The organism is Kitasatospora sp. NPDC036755, assembly GCF_040636595.1.
GTDB lineage: Bacteria > Actinomycetota > Actinomycetes > Streptomycetales > Streptomycetaceae > Kitasatospora.
Map to the genome: position 1 here is coordinate 1 of NZ_JBEZUT010000213.1, position 15,071 is coordinate 15,071.

The 15,071-nt window shown below is 73.9% G+C and carries 14 protein-coding genes; 11 read left to right on the forward strand and 3 right to left on the reverse strand.

The genetic code is table 11. The features are described 5' to 3' along the window. The coding region (locus tag AB0E96_RS27295) for a phosphotransferase (protein WP_359828139.1) at positions 1–964 on the forward strand (964 nt) is incomplete at its 5' end. A 19-nt stretch (positions 965–983) separates the two neighbouring features. Further along, entirely contained in the window at positions 984–1,886 is a 903-nt protein-coding gene (locus AB0E96_RS27300; RefSeq protein ID WP_359828141.1) for a LysR family transcriptional regulator, read from the forward strand. 70 nt (positions 1,887–1,956) lie between these two features. On the opposite strand, the gene AB0E96_RS27305 is transcribed toward AB0E96_RS27300, so the two are convergent. The 3 genes from AB0E96_RS27305 to AB0E96_RS27315 all read right to left on the reverse strand — a co-directional run bounded on the left by AB0E96_RS27305 (position 1,957) and on the right by AB0E96_RS27315 (position 4,897). Continuing rightward, positions 1,957–3,159: an MFS transporter gene (locus AB0E96_RS27305; protein ID WP_359828143.1), complete on the reverse strand. Its 1,203-nt coding sequence runs from the start codon at positions 3,157–3,159 to the stop codon at positions 1,957–1,959. A gap of 269 nt (positions 3,160–3,428) precedes the next feature. Then, positions 3,429–3,686 carry a ferredoxin gene (locus AB0E96_RS27310; protein WP_359828145.1) on the reverse strand — a complete coding sequence of 86 codons (258 nt, stop codon included), beginning with the start codon at positions 3,684–3,686 and terminating at the stop codon, positions 3,429–3,431. Further along, positions 3,683–4,897 (reverse strand): cytochrome P450, encoded by a 1,215-nt coding sequence (locus AB0E96_RS27315; RefSeq protein WP_359828147.1) that lies wholly within the window; start codon positions 4,895–4,897, stop codon positions 3,683–3,685. The genes AB0E96_RS27310 and AB0E96_RS27315 overlap by 4 nt, the downstream gene beginning before the upstream one ends. A 666-nt stretch (positions 4,898–5,563) precedes the next feature. On the opposite strand from AB0E96_RS27315, the gene AB0E96_RS27320 reads away from it, so the two are divergent. The 9 genes from AB0E96_RS27320 to AB0E96_RS27360 all read left to right on the forward strand — a co-directional run bounded on the left by AB0E96_RS27320 (position 5,564) and on the right by AB0E96_RS27360 (position 14,926). Next, on the forward strand, positions 5,564–6,649 hold the full coding sequence (locus tag AB0E96_RS27320) for an S-(hydroxymethyl)mycothiol dehydrogenase (RefSeq protein WP_359828148.1): 1,086 nt from the start codon (positions 5,564–5,566) through the stop codon (positions 6,647–6,649). Continuing rightward, the gene (locus tag AB0E96_RS27325) at positions 6,646–7,278 is read left to right on the forward strand and encodes an MBL fold metallo-hydrolase (protein WP_359828149.1); all 633 of its coding nucleotides are present in this window, start codon (positions 6,646–6,648) and stop codon (positions 7,276–7,278) included. Before AB0E96_RS27320 ends, AB0E96_RS27325 begins: the two co-directional genes overlap by 4 nt. A 60-nt stretch (positions 7,279–7,338) precedes the next feature. Beyond that, entirely contained in the window at positions 7,339–7,761 is a 423-nt protein-coding gene (locus AB0E96_RS27330; RefSeq protein WP_359828150.1) for a TIGR03618 family F420-dependent PPOX class oxidoreductase, read from the forward strand. A 615-nt stretch (positions 7,762–8,376) separates the two neighbouring features. Continuing rightward, complete coding sequence (locus tag AB0E96_RS27335) at positions 8,377–9,411, forward strand: TauD/TfdA family dioxygenase (RefSeq protein ID WP_359828151.1); 1,035 nt, start codon at positions 8,377–8,379, stop codon at positions 9,409–9,411. Next, positions 9,408–11,222 carry a non-ribosomal peptide synthetase gene (locus AB0E96_RS27340; RefSeq protein ID WP_359828152.1) on the forward strand — a complete coding sequence of 605 codons (1,815 nt, stop codon included), beginning with the start codon at positions 9,408–9,410 and terminating at the stop codon, positions 11,220–11,222. The genes AB0E96_RS27335 and AB0E96_RS27340 overlap by 4 nt, the downstream gene beginning before the upstream one ends. Next, on the forward strand, positions 11,219–11,983 hold the full coding sequence (locus AB0E96_RS27345; protein ID WP_359828154.1) for an alpha/beta fold hydrolase: 765 nt from the start codon (positions 11,219–11,221) through the stop codon (positions 11,981–11,983). The genes AB0E96_RS27340 and AB0E96_RS27345 overlap by 4 nt, the downstream gene beginning before the upstream one ends. Before the next feature lie 2 nt (positions 11,984–11,985). Then, positions 11,986–12,486 (forward strand): cobalamin-dependent protein, encoded by a 501-nt coding sequence (locus AB0E96_RS27350; protein ID WP_359828155.1) that lies wholly within the window; start codon positions 11,986–11,988, stop codon positions 12,484–12,486. Then, a complete protein-coding gene (locus tag AB0E96_RS27355) occupies positions 12,483–13,778 on the forward strand; it encodes a methylaspartate mutase (RefSeq protein WP_359828156.1) in 1,296 nt (431 codons plus the stop codon). Before AB0E96_RS27350 ends, AB0E96_RS27355 begins: the two co-directional genes overlap by 4 nt. 146 nt (positions 13,779–13,924) lie before the next feature. Continuing rightward, positions 13,925–14,926 carry an asparagine synthetase A gene (locus AB0E96_RS27360; RefSeq protein ID WP_359828157.1) on the forward strand — a complete coding sequence of 334 codons (1,002 nt, stop codon included), beginning with the start codon at positions 13,925–13,927 and terminating at the stop codon, positions 14,924–14,926. The last annotated feature ends 145 nt before the right edge of the window (positions 14,927–15,071 follow it).

Here is a 15,071-nt window from a genome sequence, read left to right on the forward strand (position 1 = left end):
GGCCGCGCTGCTCGGCCCGGCCGAACGCCGTGCCGCCTGGGCCACGCCCGAGGGCCTGCGGTCGGCGCTGGCCTGGGCGGAGGCGGAGCTCGCCGGCGTCGGCCGCCCGCGGTCCGGGCCCGCCCGGCAGATCCGGACCTGGAACCTCTCCGGCCTCTTCCGCCTCCCCACCGCCACCGGCACCGACGCCTGGCTGAAGACCACGACGCCCGCGTTCAACGCCCGCGAGGACGAGGCCATCGCGCTGCTCGGCGGCGTCGACGGCGCACTCGTCCCGACGGTGCTCGCCGCCGACCCCTCCGGCGGGCGGCTGCTGCTCGACCACGTCCCCGGTGAGGACTGCTGGAGCCCGTCCGCCGCGACCGTCGCCGACGTCGTCCCCCGGTTCGTCGCCGCCCAGGCCGCGCTCGCCGCGCGCCCTGCCGACCTGGCCGGCCTGCGCGACCGCACCCCCCGCACCCTGGCCGCCCAGCTGACGGCCCTGCTGGACCGGCTCCCCGAGGAGACCGACCTCACGCCCGGCGAGGTGGACGGCCTGGCCCGCTTCGCCGCCGGCCTTCCCGGGCTGCTGGACCGGCTCGCCGCCTGCGGCCTGCCGGAAACGCTGCTGCACGGCGACTTCCACCCCGGCAACTGGCGCTCCGACGGCGTGCGCCCGGTGGTCGTCGACTACGCCGACTCCTGTCTGGGCCACCCCGCCCTGGACGGGCTGCGCCCCCGCGCCTACCTGAGCCCGGAGGCCTGGCAGCACCATGCCCGGGTCTGGACCGAGGCCTGGCGGCGCCATGCCCCCGGCTCCGATCCGCGCCGCGCCCTCGAACTCGCCGAGCCGCTCCACCACCTGTCCTACGCGCTGCGCTACCAGGAGTTCCTGGACCACATCGAGCCGAGCGAACGCCCGTACCACGAGGGCGATCCGGCCGCCGAGCTGCGCGCCGCGCTGGCCTGCGGGGCGGCCGGGTAGCCGGACGTAGACTGCCGGGGTGGAACGACCGACCGCGGCCCCGATCCTGCCGGAGCTGCCGCTGCAGGAGCTGGAGTGCTTCGCCGTCCTCGTCCACCAGCTGCACTTCGGGCGGACGGCGGAGCGCCTGGGCGTCTCCCAGGGGCGGGTCTCCCAGCTGATCAAGCGCCTGGAGAGCCGGGTCGGCGCCCCGGTGTTCCGGCGGACCAGCCGCCGGGTCGAGCTGACCGGGCTGGGGCGGGAGCTGGCCGAGCAGGTGGTGCCCGCCTTCGAGCGGCTCCGGGAGGGGTACGACACCGCCCGGGCCCGGGCCGCGACGGCGAGGCCGCTGCGGCTGGGCTTCCAGTGCGCGGTGTACCAGCCCGTCGCCCGGGTGATCGCGAGCCTGCCGGAGGGGGCGGCGCAGCTGGTCGAGCTGCCGTGGGCGGACCCGTTCTCGCTGCTCGCCCGGGGCGAGGTGGACCTGGCGATCGTGCTGGCCCCGTGCCGGGAACCGGGGTTGGAGGTGCTGATGGAGTTCTCCCGGCAGCCGGTGTACGTGGCGGTCTCCGCCGCGCAGCGCCTCGGCGGAACGGACGGGCTGAGCGCCGACGAGCTGGCCGCGCTGCCGCTGATCGAGCCGCGCGGTCCGGCGCCCGAGTACTGGCGGCGGGTCCACGCGCCCCGGCGGACGCCGAGCGGCCGGCAGCTGTCGTACGCGGCGGGTGCGGCCACCATCCAGGAGGGCCTGTCGATGGTGGCCGGCACCCGTCAGGGGCTGCTGGTGTGCGAGCGCAGCACGGCGTACGTCCAGCGGCCGGACATCCGCTTCCTGCCGGTGCCCGAGCTGGAGCGGACCTCGCTGGAGGTGGTCCGCAACGAGCGGCGCCCGCACCCGCTGGCGGCCGGGTTCGTCGAGCTGCTCGCCGGGCAGGTCGACTGAGCCGGCCGGGCCGCGGGAGCCCGGCCCGGCTCCCGTTGTCCGGGGGGTCGGCGCTCGCCGGGCCGGAAGGTCAGTGCTCGTCCTGTCGTCGGCCGCCCGGCCGGGAGAGCAGGGTGAGCAGCAGTCCGGCGGCGGCCAGTCCGGCCGCGGTGAACAGGACGGCGTGGTTCCCGGCCCGGTCGACGACGAGGCCGCCGGCGAGGGAGCCGAGTGCGATGCTCGCGTTGAACACGCCCGCCCAGACCGCCGCCGAGGCCTCGATCCGGGCCGGGTCGGCGATGCGGACCCAGGTCTGGGTGGAGACCGACACCCCGCCGTACGAGGCGCCCCAGACGACCAGGACGAGCAGGACGGCGACGAGGCCGGTGGCGTGGGCGAGCAGGGCGGCGGCCAGGGCGACACCGGTCAGGGCGAGGGCGACGGCGGTCTTCGGACGGCGCCCGGACAGCGGGCCGAGGGTGAAGTTCCCGGCGACGCCCGCGAGTCCGTACACCAGCAGGCAGGCGGCGACGGTGCCGCTGCTCAGGCCGGCGTCGGCTTCGAGGACCGGGCGGACGTAGGTGTAGCCGGTGAAGTGGCCGAGCACGACGAGGGCGGTGATGGCGGTCCCGGCGGCGACGCCCCGGTGGCGCAGGGCGCCGGCCGGTCCGCCGAGCCGTCCGCGCTCGTGCGCGGGCAGCGCGGGCAGGGTGGCGGCGAGGACGGCGGCGGAGGCGGCGCCGAGCAGGGCGAGCGCCCAGAACGCCGAGCGCCAGTCGAGCAGTGTGGCCAGGTAGGTGCCCAGCGGGACGCCGAGGACCGAGGCGATGGAGACGCCGGAGAAGATCAGCGTCATGGCGAGCGCGACGCGCGGGCCGTCGGCGAGGCGCGGGCCGAGGCTCGCGGCGAGGCCCCAGACGATGCCCATGGCGGCGCCGAGCAGGACCCGGCCGACGGCCAGCACGGCGAAGTTCGGCGCCAGTGCCGTCACCGCGTCGGCCAGGCCGAGCAGCAGCATGAAGGCGACCAGGACGGTCCGGCGGTCGCGCAGGCCGACGAGCAGCGGGGCGAAGGGGGAGAGGACGGCGGCGATCAGGCCGGTGATGGTGAGGGAGAGGCCGGTGACCCCGTCGGTGACCCCGAGGCTGTGGGACATCGGGGTGAGCAGGCCGACCGGCATCATCTCGGACGACACCACGGTGAAGGTGGCGAGCGCGACGGCGAGGACGGGGGACCAGCGGTGCGGGGCGGCGGGTGAACCGGTGGGCGGGGCAAGGGTTTCGGCGTTCGGCATGCGGCCAGCTCACCAGCCGGCGGAGGGGCCGAACAAGATCGATGATCTCATCGATCCATTAGCCCGGCTCATCGATCGGCCCGCCGGCTCCTCGACCGCCCGGCTCCCGGCTTCCCGGTCCTCGACCGCCCGGCTCCCGGCTTCCCGGCCCCCGGCTTCCCGGTCCCCGACCGCCCGGCTCCCGGCTTCCCGGGCCCCGACGCCCGGCCCTCGGGAGCTCCCGGTGGCGCCCGCCGCGACGGACCGCGGTGGGCGCCACCGGAGCGGGCTCACTCCGCGGGGGCGATCCGGTAGCCGCCGCGGGCCGAGTGGAGGCTGAGCGCCTCCACCGGGCAGTAGTCCACCGCCTCGTTCAGTCCGTCCGTCAACTCCGCGCCGCCGTCGGCGTACCCGGCCAGCGGTGCGGCCAGCCCGTCGGCGCCGAGGGCCAGCGACTCGGGGGCGCTCAGGGTGCACATCCCGGAGCCGATGCAGCGCGCCCGGTCGACCCGGACGACCACCGGCTCGGTGTCGGCGCGGCCGGTCACCAGGCCACCTGCAGGGCGTTGGGGCTGCGGGTGAGCAGGCCGCGCCGCCAGTCGATCCGCTCGACGGGTTCGGCCAGCCGCAGCGCGGGCAGCCTGCGGGCCAGGCGGTGCAGGGCGAGTTCCAGCTCCATCCGGGCCAGCCAGGCGCCCAGGCAGTGGTGCGGTCCGGCGCCGAAGGTGAGGGTGGGGGCGCTCAGCGGGGCGAACAGTTCGGTGCGCAGGTCCCCGGTGAAGGCCTCCGGGTCGTGGTTGGCGGCGGCCGCGTCGGCGGCGACGACGCTGCCCGCCGGGATGACCACGCCGCCGATCTCGACGTCCTCGACGGTGCGGCGCATCAGCCCGGGCAGGTGCTCCTGGCGGTCGCCGAGCGGGACGGCGCGCAGCAGCTGCTCGGTCGCGGCGGCGGCGCTGGCCTCGTCGGAGGCGAGCCGCTGCCAGGCCTCGCGACCGTCCTGGAGCAGGTAGACCAGGGCGTTGCCGAGGCTGGTCATGGTGGTCTCGTGTCCGGCCACGACCAGGCCGATGACGAGCATGACCAGCTGGCCCTCGGTGATCGAGCCGTCCTCGGCGGCGGCCGTGAGCAGGCTGCTGACCAGGTCCTCGCCGGGGGCGGCCCGGCGTTCGGCGATCACCTCGGAACCGAAGGCGGCGAACTCGGTCATCGCCGTGACGATCGCCTCGGGGCTGTGGGCGGTGACGGAGAGCGCGTGGTCGCTCCAGTGCGCGAGCCGCTTGCTGTCCAGGTTGTCCAGGCCCATCAGCCGGCTGATCACCGCGACCGGCAGCGGGCGGGAGTAGCCGGCGATGATGTCGGCGGGGGAGCCGTGGTCGATCAGCTCGTCGATCAGCGACTCGACCACCGAGGCCACCCAGGGCCGCCAGCGTTCGATCGCGCGCGGGGTGAAGGCCCGCTGCACGGTGCGGCGCAGCCGCTGGTGCTCGGCGCCGTCGATGTTCAGCATGCCGTCCGGGTCGTCCAGGATGTTGGGCGTGACCGTGATCGGCGGGGCGTCCGGCGCGTAGAGCGGGGCGCGGCCCAGCCGCGGGTCGGTCAGCACCTGGCGCACGTCGGCGTGCCGGCTGACCAGCCAGACCGGCGTGCCGGTGGGCAGCGCGGCGAGGCGGGGCGGTCCGGGTTCGAGCAGCCGCATGCAGTGGAGCGGGGGGAGCGGGGCGGTGCCGGCGCTGGTCGCACTGTTCTCGATGGACATCCGTACTCCAGACTCCAGGGAGGTGGGCCGCGGGACGCGACCCGACGGGGGGGGGAACCGGGGATGGTGCGGGGGACGGGTGATGCGGCCGGCTGGCGGCTCGACACGGGCCGGGGTTCGGTCGGGCTCCTACGAGGGTGTGGCGCGAAATGGACGGGGGCGTACGGTCGGTACGCACCGGGCGCGGACGGCGCGGGGGCACGCGCCGACGGGTGGGGCGGGTGTGCTGAGCGTGGTCGGGTGGACCGTTTCAGCTACGACCGTACGTGGGTGGCGGGGCGCCCGTCTGCGGCACTTCCAGCCAACGCCGGTGCTTTCCGGGCACTTCGAGGCGCACGGACAGGCGCTCGGCGCCACCTGTACGCCCCCATGGCCACGGCCGCGCCGGGCTGTCGCCGGGCCCTCGGCGGATACCCGGCCGGCACGTGCCGCGGGACGGTTCGGGGGCGGCTTCGCGGGCCGGTTCGCGGGCCGTCGTCAGGTGGACGGACGGGCCGTCGGTCGACGCGGTGAGCCTTTATCACACGGCGTCACCCCGGATCGCCCCGGGCGCTCCGCCGGTGGCCGGCCGGGCGGACGATACGCTTCGTGGGCAGTTCGTCTTGCAGTCTTTTGTCGCAGGTCACGCCGGTGCAGAGCCGCGCCGGCCGACGGAGGTGGAATCGGATGCCCCAGCAGGTCAAGGCAGTCATCGCGCGCGCCAAGGGCGCGCCCGTGGAGGTGACCACGATCGTGGTGCCCGACCCTGGCCCGGGCGAGGCCGTGGTCCGGATCCAGGCGTGCGGCGTCTGCCACACCGACCTCCACTACCGGGAGGGCGGCATCAACGACGAGTTCCCGTTCCTGCTCGGCCACGAGGCCGCGGGCATCGTGGAGTCGGTCGGCGAGGGCGTCACCGAGGTCGAGCCCGGTGACTTCGTCGTCCTCAACTGGCGCGCGGTGTGCGGCCAGTGCCGCGCGTGCCGGCGGGGCCGCCCGCAGTACTGCTTCGACACCCACAACGCCACGCAGAAGATGACGCTGCTGGACGGCACCGAGCTGTCCCCGGCGCTGGGCATCGGCGCGTTTGCCGAGAAGACCCTGGTCGCGGCCGGCCAGTGCACCAAGGTGGACCCGGCGGCCGAGCCGGCCGTGGCCGGCCTGCTGGGCTGCGGCGTGATGGCGGGCCTCGGCGCCGCGATCAACACCGGCAACGTCGGCCGGGGCGACACGGTCGCGGTGATCGGCTGCGGCGGCGTCGGCGGCGCGGCCGTGATGGGCTCGCGGCTGGCGGGCGCGTCGAAGATCATCGCCGTGGACATCGACGACCGCAAGCTGGAGACCGCCCGCAAGCTGGGCGCCACCCACACCGTCAACTCCCGCACCACCGACCCGGTCGAGGCGATCCGCGAGCTGACCGGCGGCAACGGCGCGGACGTGGTGGTCGAGGCGGTCGGCCGACCGGAGACCTACAAGCAGGCCTTCTACGCCCGCGACCTGGCCGGCACCGTCGTCCTGGTCGGCGTGCCGACCCCGGAGATGACGCTGGAGCTGCCGCTGCTCGACGTCTTCGGCCGCGGCGGCGCGCTGAAGTCCTCCTGGTACGGCGACTGCCTGCCCTCGCGCGACTTCCCGATGCTGATCGACCTCCACCTCCAGGGCCGCCTGGACCTCGGCGCCTTCGTCACCGAGACCATCGGGCTCGACGCCGTGGAGCAGGCCTTCGAGCGCATGCACCAGGGCGACGTCCTGCGTTCGGTGGTGATCCTGTGACCTCGCCCCGCATCGACCGGCTGGTGACCGCCGGGACCTTCGAACTCGACGGCGGCAGCTGGGAGGTGGAGAACAACGTCTGGATCGTCGGGAACGACGAGGAGGCGGTGGTGATCGACGCCGCGCACGACGCCGAGGCCATCGAGGCCGCGCTCGGCGGGCGCCGGCTGCTGGCGATCGTCTGCACCCACGCGCACAACGACCACATCGACGCGGCCCCGGCCCTCGCCGCCCGCACCGGTGCGCCGATCCTGCTGCACCCCGACGACCTGCCGCTGTGGAAGCTCACCCACCCCGAGCGGCTGCCGGACGGCGAACTGGCCGACGGCGGCCGGATCGAGGTGGCGGGCACCGAGCTGACCGTGCTGCACACCCCGGGCCACGCGCCGGGCGCGGTCTGCCTGTACGCGCCCGCACTGGGCACCGTCTTCACCGGCGACACCCTGTTCCAGGGCGGCCCGGGCGCCACCGGCCGGTCGTTCTCGCACTTCCCGACGATCGTCGACTCGATCCGCGAGCGGCTGCTGACGCTCCCGGCCGAGACCGTGGTGCGCACCGGCCACGGCGACCCGACCACCATCGGCGCCGAGGCCCCGGCCCTGCCGGAGTGGATCGCGCGCGGGCACTGACGCCCCGCCCGTACGGCCCCCGGGGAACGACCGCTCCCCGGGGGCCGTACCATCGCGATCATGGCCCACGACCCGCGCGACCTCGACGAATCCCTCCTCGCCTTCTGGCGGGAGCGGCACATCTCCACGCTGACCACCACCCGCCCGGACGGCACGCCGCACGTGGTGCCGGTGGGTGTGACGTACCAGCCGGAGACGGGGACCGCCCGGGTGATCACCAGCCGCACCAGCCGCAAGGCCCGCAACGTCGCCGAGGCCGGCCCCGGCGGCCAGCGGGTCGCGGTCTGCCAGGTGGACCGGGCCCGCTGGTCGACCCTGGAGGGCGTGGCGGTCGTCCGCGACGAGCCCGAGCAGGTCGCCGAGGCGGAGCGCCGCTACGCCGAGCGCTACCGCGAGCCGAGGGTCAACCCGGACCGGGTGGTCATCGAGATCACCGTCGACCGCGTCCTCGGCCGGGCGGGCGGAGCGGCCGCGTCCTCCTGAGCTCCGGAATCGCCTGACCCGATGGTTGATTCGTCACTGTCGGTGATGTGAATGGCACATGAAAGATTCCGAACTTGTCCGCGCTTCTTCCACGAGGGCGCGTTGATGTGATCTCATTGGTCGCGCACGGTCAAGCGGAGGCCTGGGTTGCGGTACACCCGTCTCCGCAGCTCGGGGAACGACACCAGGCGCGCAAATCCAGCGCATCTGCAGTGAGCGCTCGGGAGGGGATCGGATCGGTGTGCGGATGCGCCGGGTGGACAACCCGGCGCCTTTCATGTGGGTACGTGGTGCCGGTGGTCCGCGGTTGCGGCCCGGGGGCGTGACGGCCCGGCGGTAGCAGTTCTCACCGACGTGCGGACAGGAATTCGGAGCCGACCTCCGAATGCGGTCCGCCCGCCGTCGCGGCAGTGGAATCCGACGCCCTGCCCGCACCGCCCGGTGGCCGGCCCCCGAATCCGGGCCGCGTGCGTTCCCCGAAGAGCTGGTGCAAAGGCCCCCCTGCGGCCGAAAGCCGTGTTCCCTGGTCAGAGGTTCTGATCGCGATTCAACGTGCCCTGGAACGACCACGGAACAACGCCGTGGCGCTCCGTCCTGAGGAAGGTGCATCGAGTCATGTCTTCTGCAAGCACCGCACCACCGCAAGAACTGGACTGGATCCTGGAGGAGGGCGCGCCGGCGACCCTCGTCGCCCCTCGATTCGAAGGCGTCGAAGCGGCCTGCGCGTGGCTGAACGCGCTCCTGCCCGACCTCCGTACCGCGCTTCAAAGGTACGGCGCGCTGTACCTGCGCGGGCTTCCGGTCGCCTCCGTCGAGGACTTCGCGCTCGTCCGGGACGTCCTCGTCCCCCAGCGGACCCCCTACCGGGAGAAGGCCACGCCCCGCAGCAGCTTCGGCAACGACGTCTACTCGTCCACCGACCTGCCGCCGGCCCAGTCCATCCGGATGCACAACGAGAACAGCTACACGCTGACGTTCCCGGGCCTCCTGATGTTCGCCTGCCTCATCGCCCCGGAGGAGGGCGGAGCGACCCCGGTGGCGGATTGCCGGGAAGTCCTGCGGAAACTCCCGGCCCCCCTGGTCGAGCGCATTCGCTCCCACGGCTGGACACTGCACCGCAGCTACGACGAGAACATCTCCGTGAGCTGGGAGAAGGCATTCGCGACCGAAGACCGGGAGGAGGTGGAGAAGTACTGCGCGGAGAACCTGATCTCCTGCCGCTGGGACGACGAGGGAAATCTGAAAACCGTCCAGCGGCGGCCCGGAATCATCCGGCACCCGTCGACCGACGAGGAAGTCTGGTTCAATCACATGGCCTTCTGGAATTCCTGGTCACTGGACGAGGAACTCCGCGACACGCTCGTCGGTGAATTCGGCGCGGACGGCCTTCCGTTCGAAACCGGCGTGGCCGACGGCGAACCCCTCACCCGGGACGAGCTCGACACCATCAACGCCGCGTACGCCGAGGCCACCGTGCGCCGGACCTGGCAGCCGGGCGACGTCCTGCTCGTCGACAACGTCCTCACCGCCCACGGCCGCGACCCGTTCCGCGGCGACCGCAGGATCGTCGTCGCGATGGGCAACCCCGTCGAACTCGACGACTGCCGGCCCACCGTGGCGGCCTCGGCACAGCCCGGCGGTGCCGTGTGAGCATCACCGAGGAGCCCCAGGCCCCGGCAGCCCGGACCTCACCGCCCGACCCGGTGGCCCGGTTCGAACGGGCCGTCCGGTCGACCCCGGACAGGACGGCCGTCCGCGGCACCGACCGCACCCTGACCTTCGCCGAACTCGACCACGAAGTACGGCTGGTGGCCGGGCGGCTGGCCGAGCGCGGGATCGGCCGCGGCACCCGGGTCGGCGTCAGCCTGCACCGCGGCGCGGACCTCGTCGTCGCGCTGCTCGCCGTCTGGCGGACCGGCGCCGCCTACGTGCCGCTGGACCCGGCCTACCCGCAGGAGCGCCTCGCCCGCATGGTGGCCGACGCCGGCCTGCGGACCGTGCTCACCGAGCCCGGCGGCGGGCCGGCCTGGCCCACCGGGGTCGACGCCGTCACGCTCGCGGACGCCCGCTCCGCCCGGACCGCGGCGCCCGACACACCGGCCGCCCAGGCGGACCCGGCCGATCCGGCGTACGTGATCTTCACCTCCGGCTCGACCGGCACGCCGAAGGGCGTGGAGGCCACCCGGGGCGGCGTCGCCGCGCTCGCCGCGGACCTCGAGGAGGCCGGCTTCTACGCCGCCGAGCCCCGCGTGGTGGCCTGGAACGCGAGCATCTCCTTCGACGCCTCCGTCCAGCAGTGGGCCCGGATCTGCCGGGGCGACAGCATCGTCGTGATCGGCGAGAACGAGCGCACCGACCCGGCCGTGCTGCGCGCCCTCCTGGACGAGCACGCCGTCGACGACCTGGACCTGACGCCCTCGCACTGGGACGTGCTGCGCGAGGCCCTCCTCGCCCCCACCGCCGACGGCCGGGTGCTGCGGCTGTTCATGGGCGGCGAGCCGGTTCCGGCCGAGGTCTGGCGGGAACTGGGCGAGGCCCGCGCCGCCGGCACCGTCGAGGCGGTCAACCTGTACGGCCCCACCGAGTGCACGGTGGACGCCACCGCGGCCTGGATCACCGGCGACGGCCCGCACATCGGCCGCCCGCTGCCCGGGTTCACCGCCCACGTGCTCGACGCGGCCCTGAACGCCGCGCCCGTCGGCGAGCCGGGCGAGCTCTACCTCGCCGGCCCCTCCGTGGCCAACGGCTACGTCGGCCGGCCCGCGCTGACCGCGCAGCGGTTCGTCGCCGACCCGGCCGGCACCGGCAGCCGGATGTACCGCACCGGCGACCGGGTACGGCTGCGCCCCGACGGCACCCTCGACTACCTGGGCCGGGTCGACCGGCAGGTCAAGATCCGCGGCTACCGGGTGGAACTCGGGGAGATCGAGGCCGCCCTGGCCGTCCACCCGCGGGTCAGGACCGCCGCCGTCGTCCTGCACGGCACCGCGACCGCCGGCGACCAGCTGGTCGGCTACCTCGTCCCGGAGGGCGACGGCGCCCCGCGCACCCGGGAACTCCAGGAACACCTGTCCGGCCTGCTGCCCTCGTTCATGGTCCCGTCGGCCTTCGTCACGCTGGAGGCCATGCCGCTGAGCGTCAACGGCAAGGTGGACCACCGGGCCCTGCCCGCCGTGGACGAGGCCCTGTGGGCCGAGGACCACCAGGAGCCCGGGGACGAGCCGCAGGGCGAGTTCGAGACGCTGATCGCCGGCGTGTGGTCCGAAGTGCTCGGCCGCCAGGGCATCAGCGCCACCGACAACTTCTTCTCGCTGGGCGGCCACTCGCTCATCGCGCTGCGCGTCATCGGGCGGCTGAAGAAGCAGTTCGGGATCACCGTGTCCACCAAGGAGGTCTACCAGCACCCCGAACTGCGCTCGCTCGCGCAGTTCGTGGCGTCCCGTCGGACGGAGGACAAGTGAACACCGCACAGGACACCACCGTCATCAGCATCCGGCGGCCGAAGAACGCCGCCCTGACGCTGATCTGCCTGGGCTTCTGCGGCGGTGGGACGGCCTCCTACCACCTGTGGGGCGACGCCGTGCCCGCCGACACCGCCCTGTCCGCGATCTGCTACCCCGGCCGGGAGGGCAGGTTTCTGGAGGACTTCGCCACCGACTGGGAGGAACTCGCCGAGGACGCCACCGCGGCGGTGCTCTCCGCCGTCGACGGGCCGTACGCGCTCTTCGGACACAGCATGGGCGGCTGGATGGCCTTCGACGTCGCCGCCCGGATCGAGCGCGCCGGCGGCCCGGTGCCGCGGAACCTGATCGTCTCCTCCGCCAACGCGCCCGCCCGCGGCCTCACCCCCAGGGACATGTTCCCGTCCCAGCAGGACGACGACGACGGCCTGCTGCTCTGGATGAAGACCCACGGCCTGATGCCGGCCCACGTGCTGGAGGACCCCGACCTCCAGGAGATGAGCGTCGAGCTGATGCGCGCCGACATCCGGGTCCGGGACACCTTCCGGTACACCGACGGCGCCACCGTCAGCATGCCGGTGCAGATGCTGTCGGGCGCCGACGACGACGTCATCGAGGCCGACGCCGGAGAGCAGTGGCGCTCCCTGGCGCTCGGCGAGTACCGCCACGACGTGCTCCCCGGCGGGCACTTCTACACCCCGGAGGTCTGGCGCACCCTGCCGACCAGGATCACCGCCCTCGACCCCAGCGAGAGGAACTGACGATGCGCACGGACACCGCCCTCGACGTGATCGTCACCGGCACCGAGTCGGACTCGCACACCTGGAACCTGGTCTTCCTCCAGCTCCAGCTGGAGGACTGGGGACACCGGGTGCAGAACCTCGGCCCGTGCCTGCCGGGCGCGGAACTGGCGGCCGAATGCCGCCACGAAGCCCCCGACCTCATCGTGCTCAGCAGCGTCAACGGCCACGGCGAGAGCGACGGACTGTCCGCCATCGCCGCGCTGCGCGCCACCCCCGAACTCGCGGGCACGCCGATCGTCATCGGCGGCAAGCTCGGCACCGGCCGGCAGCTGCTGGCCGGGGCGGGCGGAACGGCCGGCGAGGACATGACGCGCCGACTGCTGTCCGCCGGGTACTCCGCGGTCTTCCACGAGTCCGCCGGGCTGTCGGAGTTCGAGACGTACGTCTCCACCCTCCGCGCCGCGAAGGCGAGGCGGGCCGGCCGAGTCCTCGAGGAGCTCCGCGCCGCCCCCACCCCGTGAACGCCGCGCCGGTCAACGCGTTCGCCGACTTCGTCCGGCGGTCGCACGAGCGGGGCGACCTGGTGGTGCAGCCGCGCATGGGCTTCGGCGACCCCCGGGCCATGCGGGAGGGGCTGCTCGCCGTCAAGGGGGCCAACGCCACCACGGTCGGCACGATCACCCTGGACAGCTACACCCGGCTCGGCAAGCTCGACGACGCCCGGCGGGCCGTCGCCGGCGGCGGCGACCTCAACGGATACCCGATCAGGACCCACCCCAGGGAGACCAACCGGGGGGTCGTGGAGGGCGTGCGCGAGCGCGACTTCCCGGTCCAGGTACGGCACGGCTCGGCGAGCCCCCGCGGCATCATCGCCGCCTCCCTGGAGGCGGGGCTCGACACCACCGAAGGCGGCCCGGTCTCCTACTGCCTGCCGTACGGCCGGCTCCCGCTGCGCCAGGCGGTGCGGAACTGGGAGGAGTCCTGCGAGCTGATGGTCGGGGCCCGCGGCGGCTCCGTCGAACCGCACGTCGAGACCTTCGGCGGCTGCATGCTCGGCCAACTGTGCCCGCCCAGCCTGCTGGTGGCGATCAGCGTCCTGGAAGGCGTGTTCTTCCGCCAGCACGGGCTGCGCAGCGTCTCGCTGAGCTACGCGCAGCAGACCAACGCCGAACAGGACCGGGAGGCGGTGCTGGCCCTGCGCCGGCTCGCCGACCGGCTGCTGCCGGACGTCGACCGCCATATCGTGATCTACAACTACATGGGGGTCTACCCCAGCACCCGCTCCGGCGCCCTGCTGCTGCTGGAGCAGGCCGCCGAACTGGCGGTGCACACCGGAGCGGAGCGGCTCATCGTCAAGACGGCCGCCGAGGCGCACCGCATCCCCACCGTCCCGGAGAACGTCGAGGCGCTGGAGATCGCGGCGCTGGCCGCCCAGAACGCGGGCGGATCGGCGCCCCCGGACACCGGGGCGGACAGTGAGGTCCTGGCCGAGGCGACCGCGCTCGTGGACACCGTCCTCGGCCTCAATCCGGACGTGGGCGCCGCCCTGGTGGAGGCGTTCAACCGGGGACTGCTGGACGTCCCGTACTGCCTGCACCCGGACAACGCAGGACGGGCCAGGAGCTACATCGAGTCCGACGGGCGGCTGCGCTGGTCGCACACCGGCGCACTGCCGGTGCGGCCGCACGGGGGATCCGGCGGCGACCGCTCGATGAGCGCCGCGGACCTGCTCCGCGCCCTGTCCCACGTGGCGCGGTCGTTCGACGAGCGGGCCGCCACCGCGCTGGACGGGATCCCCGGGGCCCCGGGCTGAACCCGCGCGGGAACCGCGTGACCGCACGGCCGCAGGACCGCGGAACCGCTTGACCGCGGAACCGTATGACCGCACAGAACCGCAGGACCGCACAGAACCGCAGGACCAAGGAACCACAGGACCAGAGACCTGAAGGAAGAGACCCCTTGACCAGCCAGTTCGAGTCTGCACGGCCCGGCGCGCTGCCGGACCACCTCAAGAGCCCCGTGACCCGGTCCGTGCTGCGGATCCAGAACCAGATCGTCCAGGCGGGCCGCGAACTCCTCCTCGGCGAGGGGTTCGTGGAGCTTCTTCCGCCGATCATCGGGCCGGTGACGGACCCGGGCGGCCGCGGCGCCAAGCAGGTGGACGTCGACTTCTACGGCCACCGCTACAAGCTGATGACCAGCGCGATCCTCTACAAGCAGGCTTCGCTGCTCTCCTTCGACAAGGTGTTCTACGTCGCGCCGAACGTCCGGCTCGAACCGCTCGAGACCGCGAACATCGGCCGCCACCTGGCCGAGTTCCACCAGTTCGACGTGGAGATCGCCGGCGCCACCCAGCAGGACGCGATGGGCGTGGCGCAGTCCATCGTGACCGCCGCCGTCGACCGCGTGGTCCGGACGATGGGCGCCGAACTGGAGGTCCTGGGGCGCGACGCGGACGTCTTCACCCCGCTGCTCACCCGCAACACCCCGTTCGACCGGATCAGCCACGGCGACGCGATCGCCGAACTGTCGGGGCTGGGCCACGAGCAGAACCACGACGCCGAGATCGACTGGCAGGGCGAGGGCCTGCTCTCGCACAAGTCCGACACGCCGTTCTTCATCGTCGACTACCCCAAGGGCTCGCGCGGCTTCTACGACCGCGAGGACCCGCAGCGCCCGGAGGTCCTGCGCAACTTCGACCTCATCGCCCCCGAGGGCTTCGGCGAGCTGATCAGCGGCAGCGAGCGCGAGTTCGACTACGCGCGGATCATCGCCCGGATGCGGGAGAGCGGCGAGAACCCGGCCAAGTACGAGTGGTACCTGAAGATGGTCCGGGAGGGGATCCCCGGCAGCGCCGGCTTCGGCATCGGCATCGAGCGGCTCACCCGCTACGTCGCCGGGCTCGACGCCGTGTGGCAGGCCACGCCCTTCCCGAAGGTCCCCGGGGTGGTCTCGCCGTGAGCGGAGTCCTGAGCGCCCCCGGGTTCCCGGAGGCCGCGATCCGCGCACGGGCCAGGGAGGGCGCCGCCCGTGCGTTCCCGCCGATGCAGGGCTACGGTCTGACGCTGTTCGGCGCGGGCGCGGGCGCGGGCGCGGGCGCCGGCGC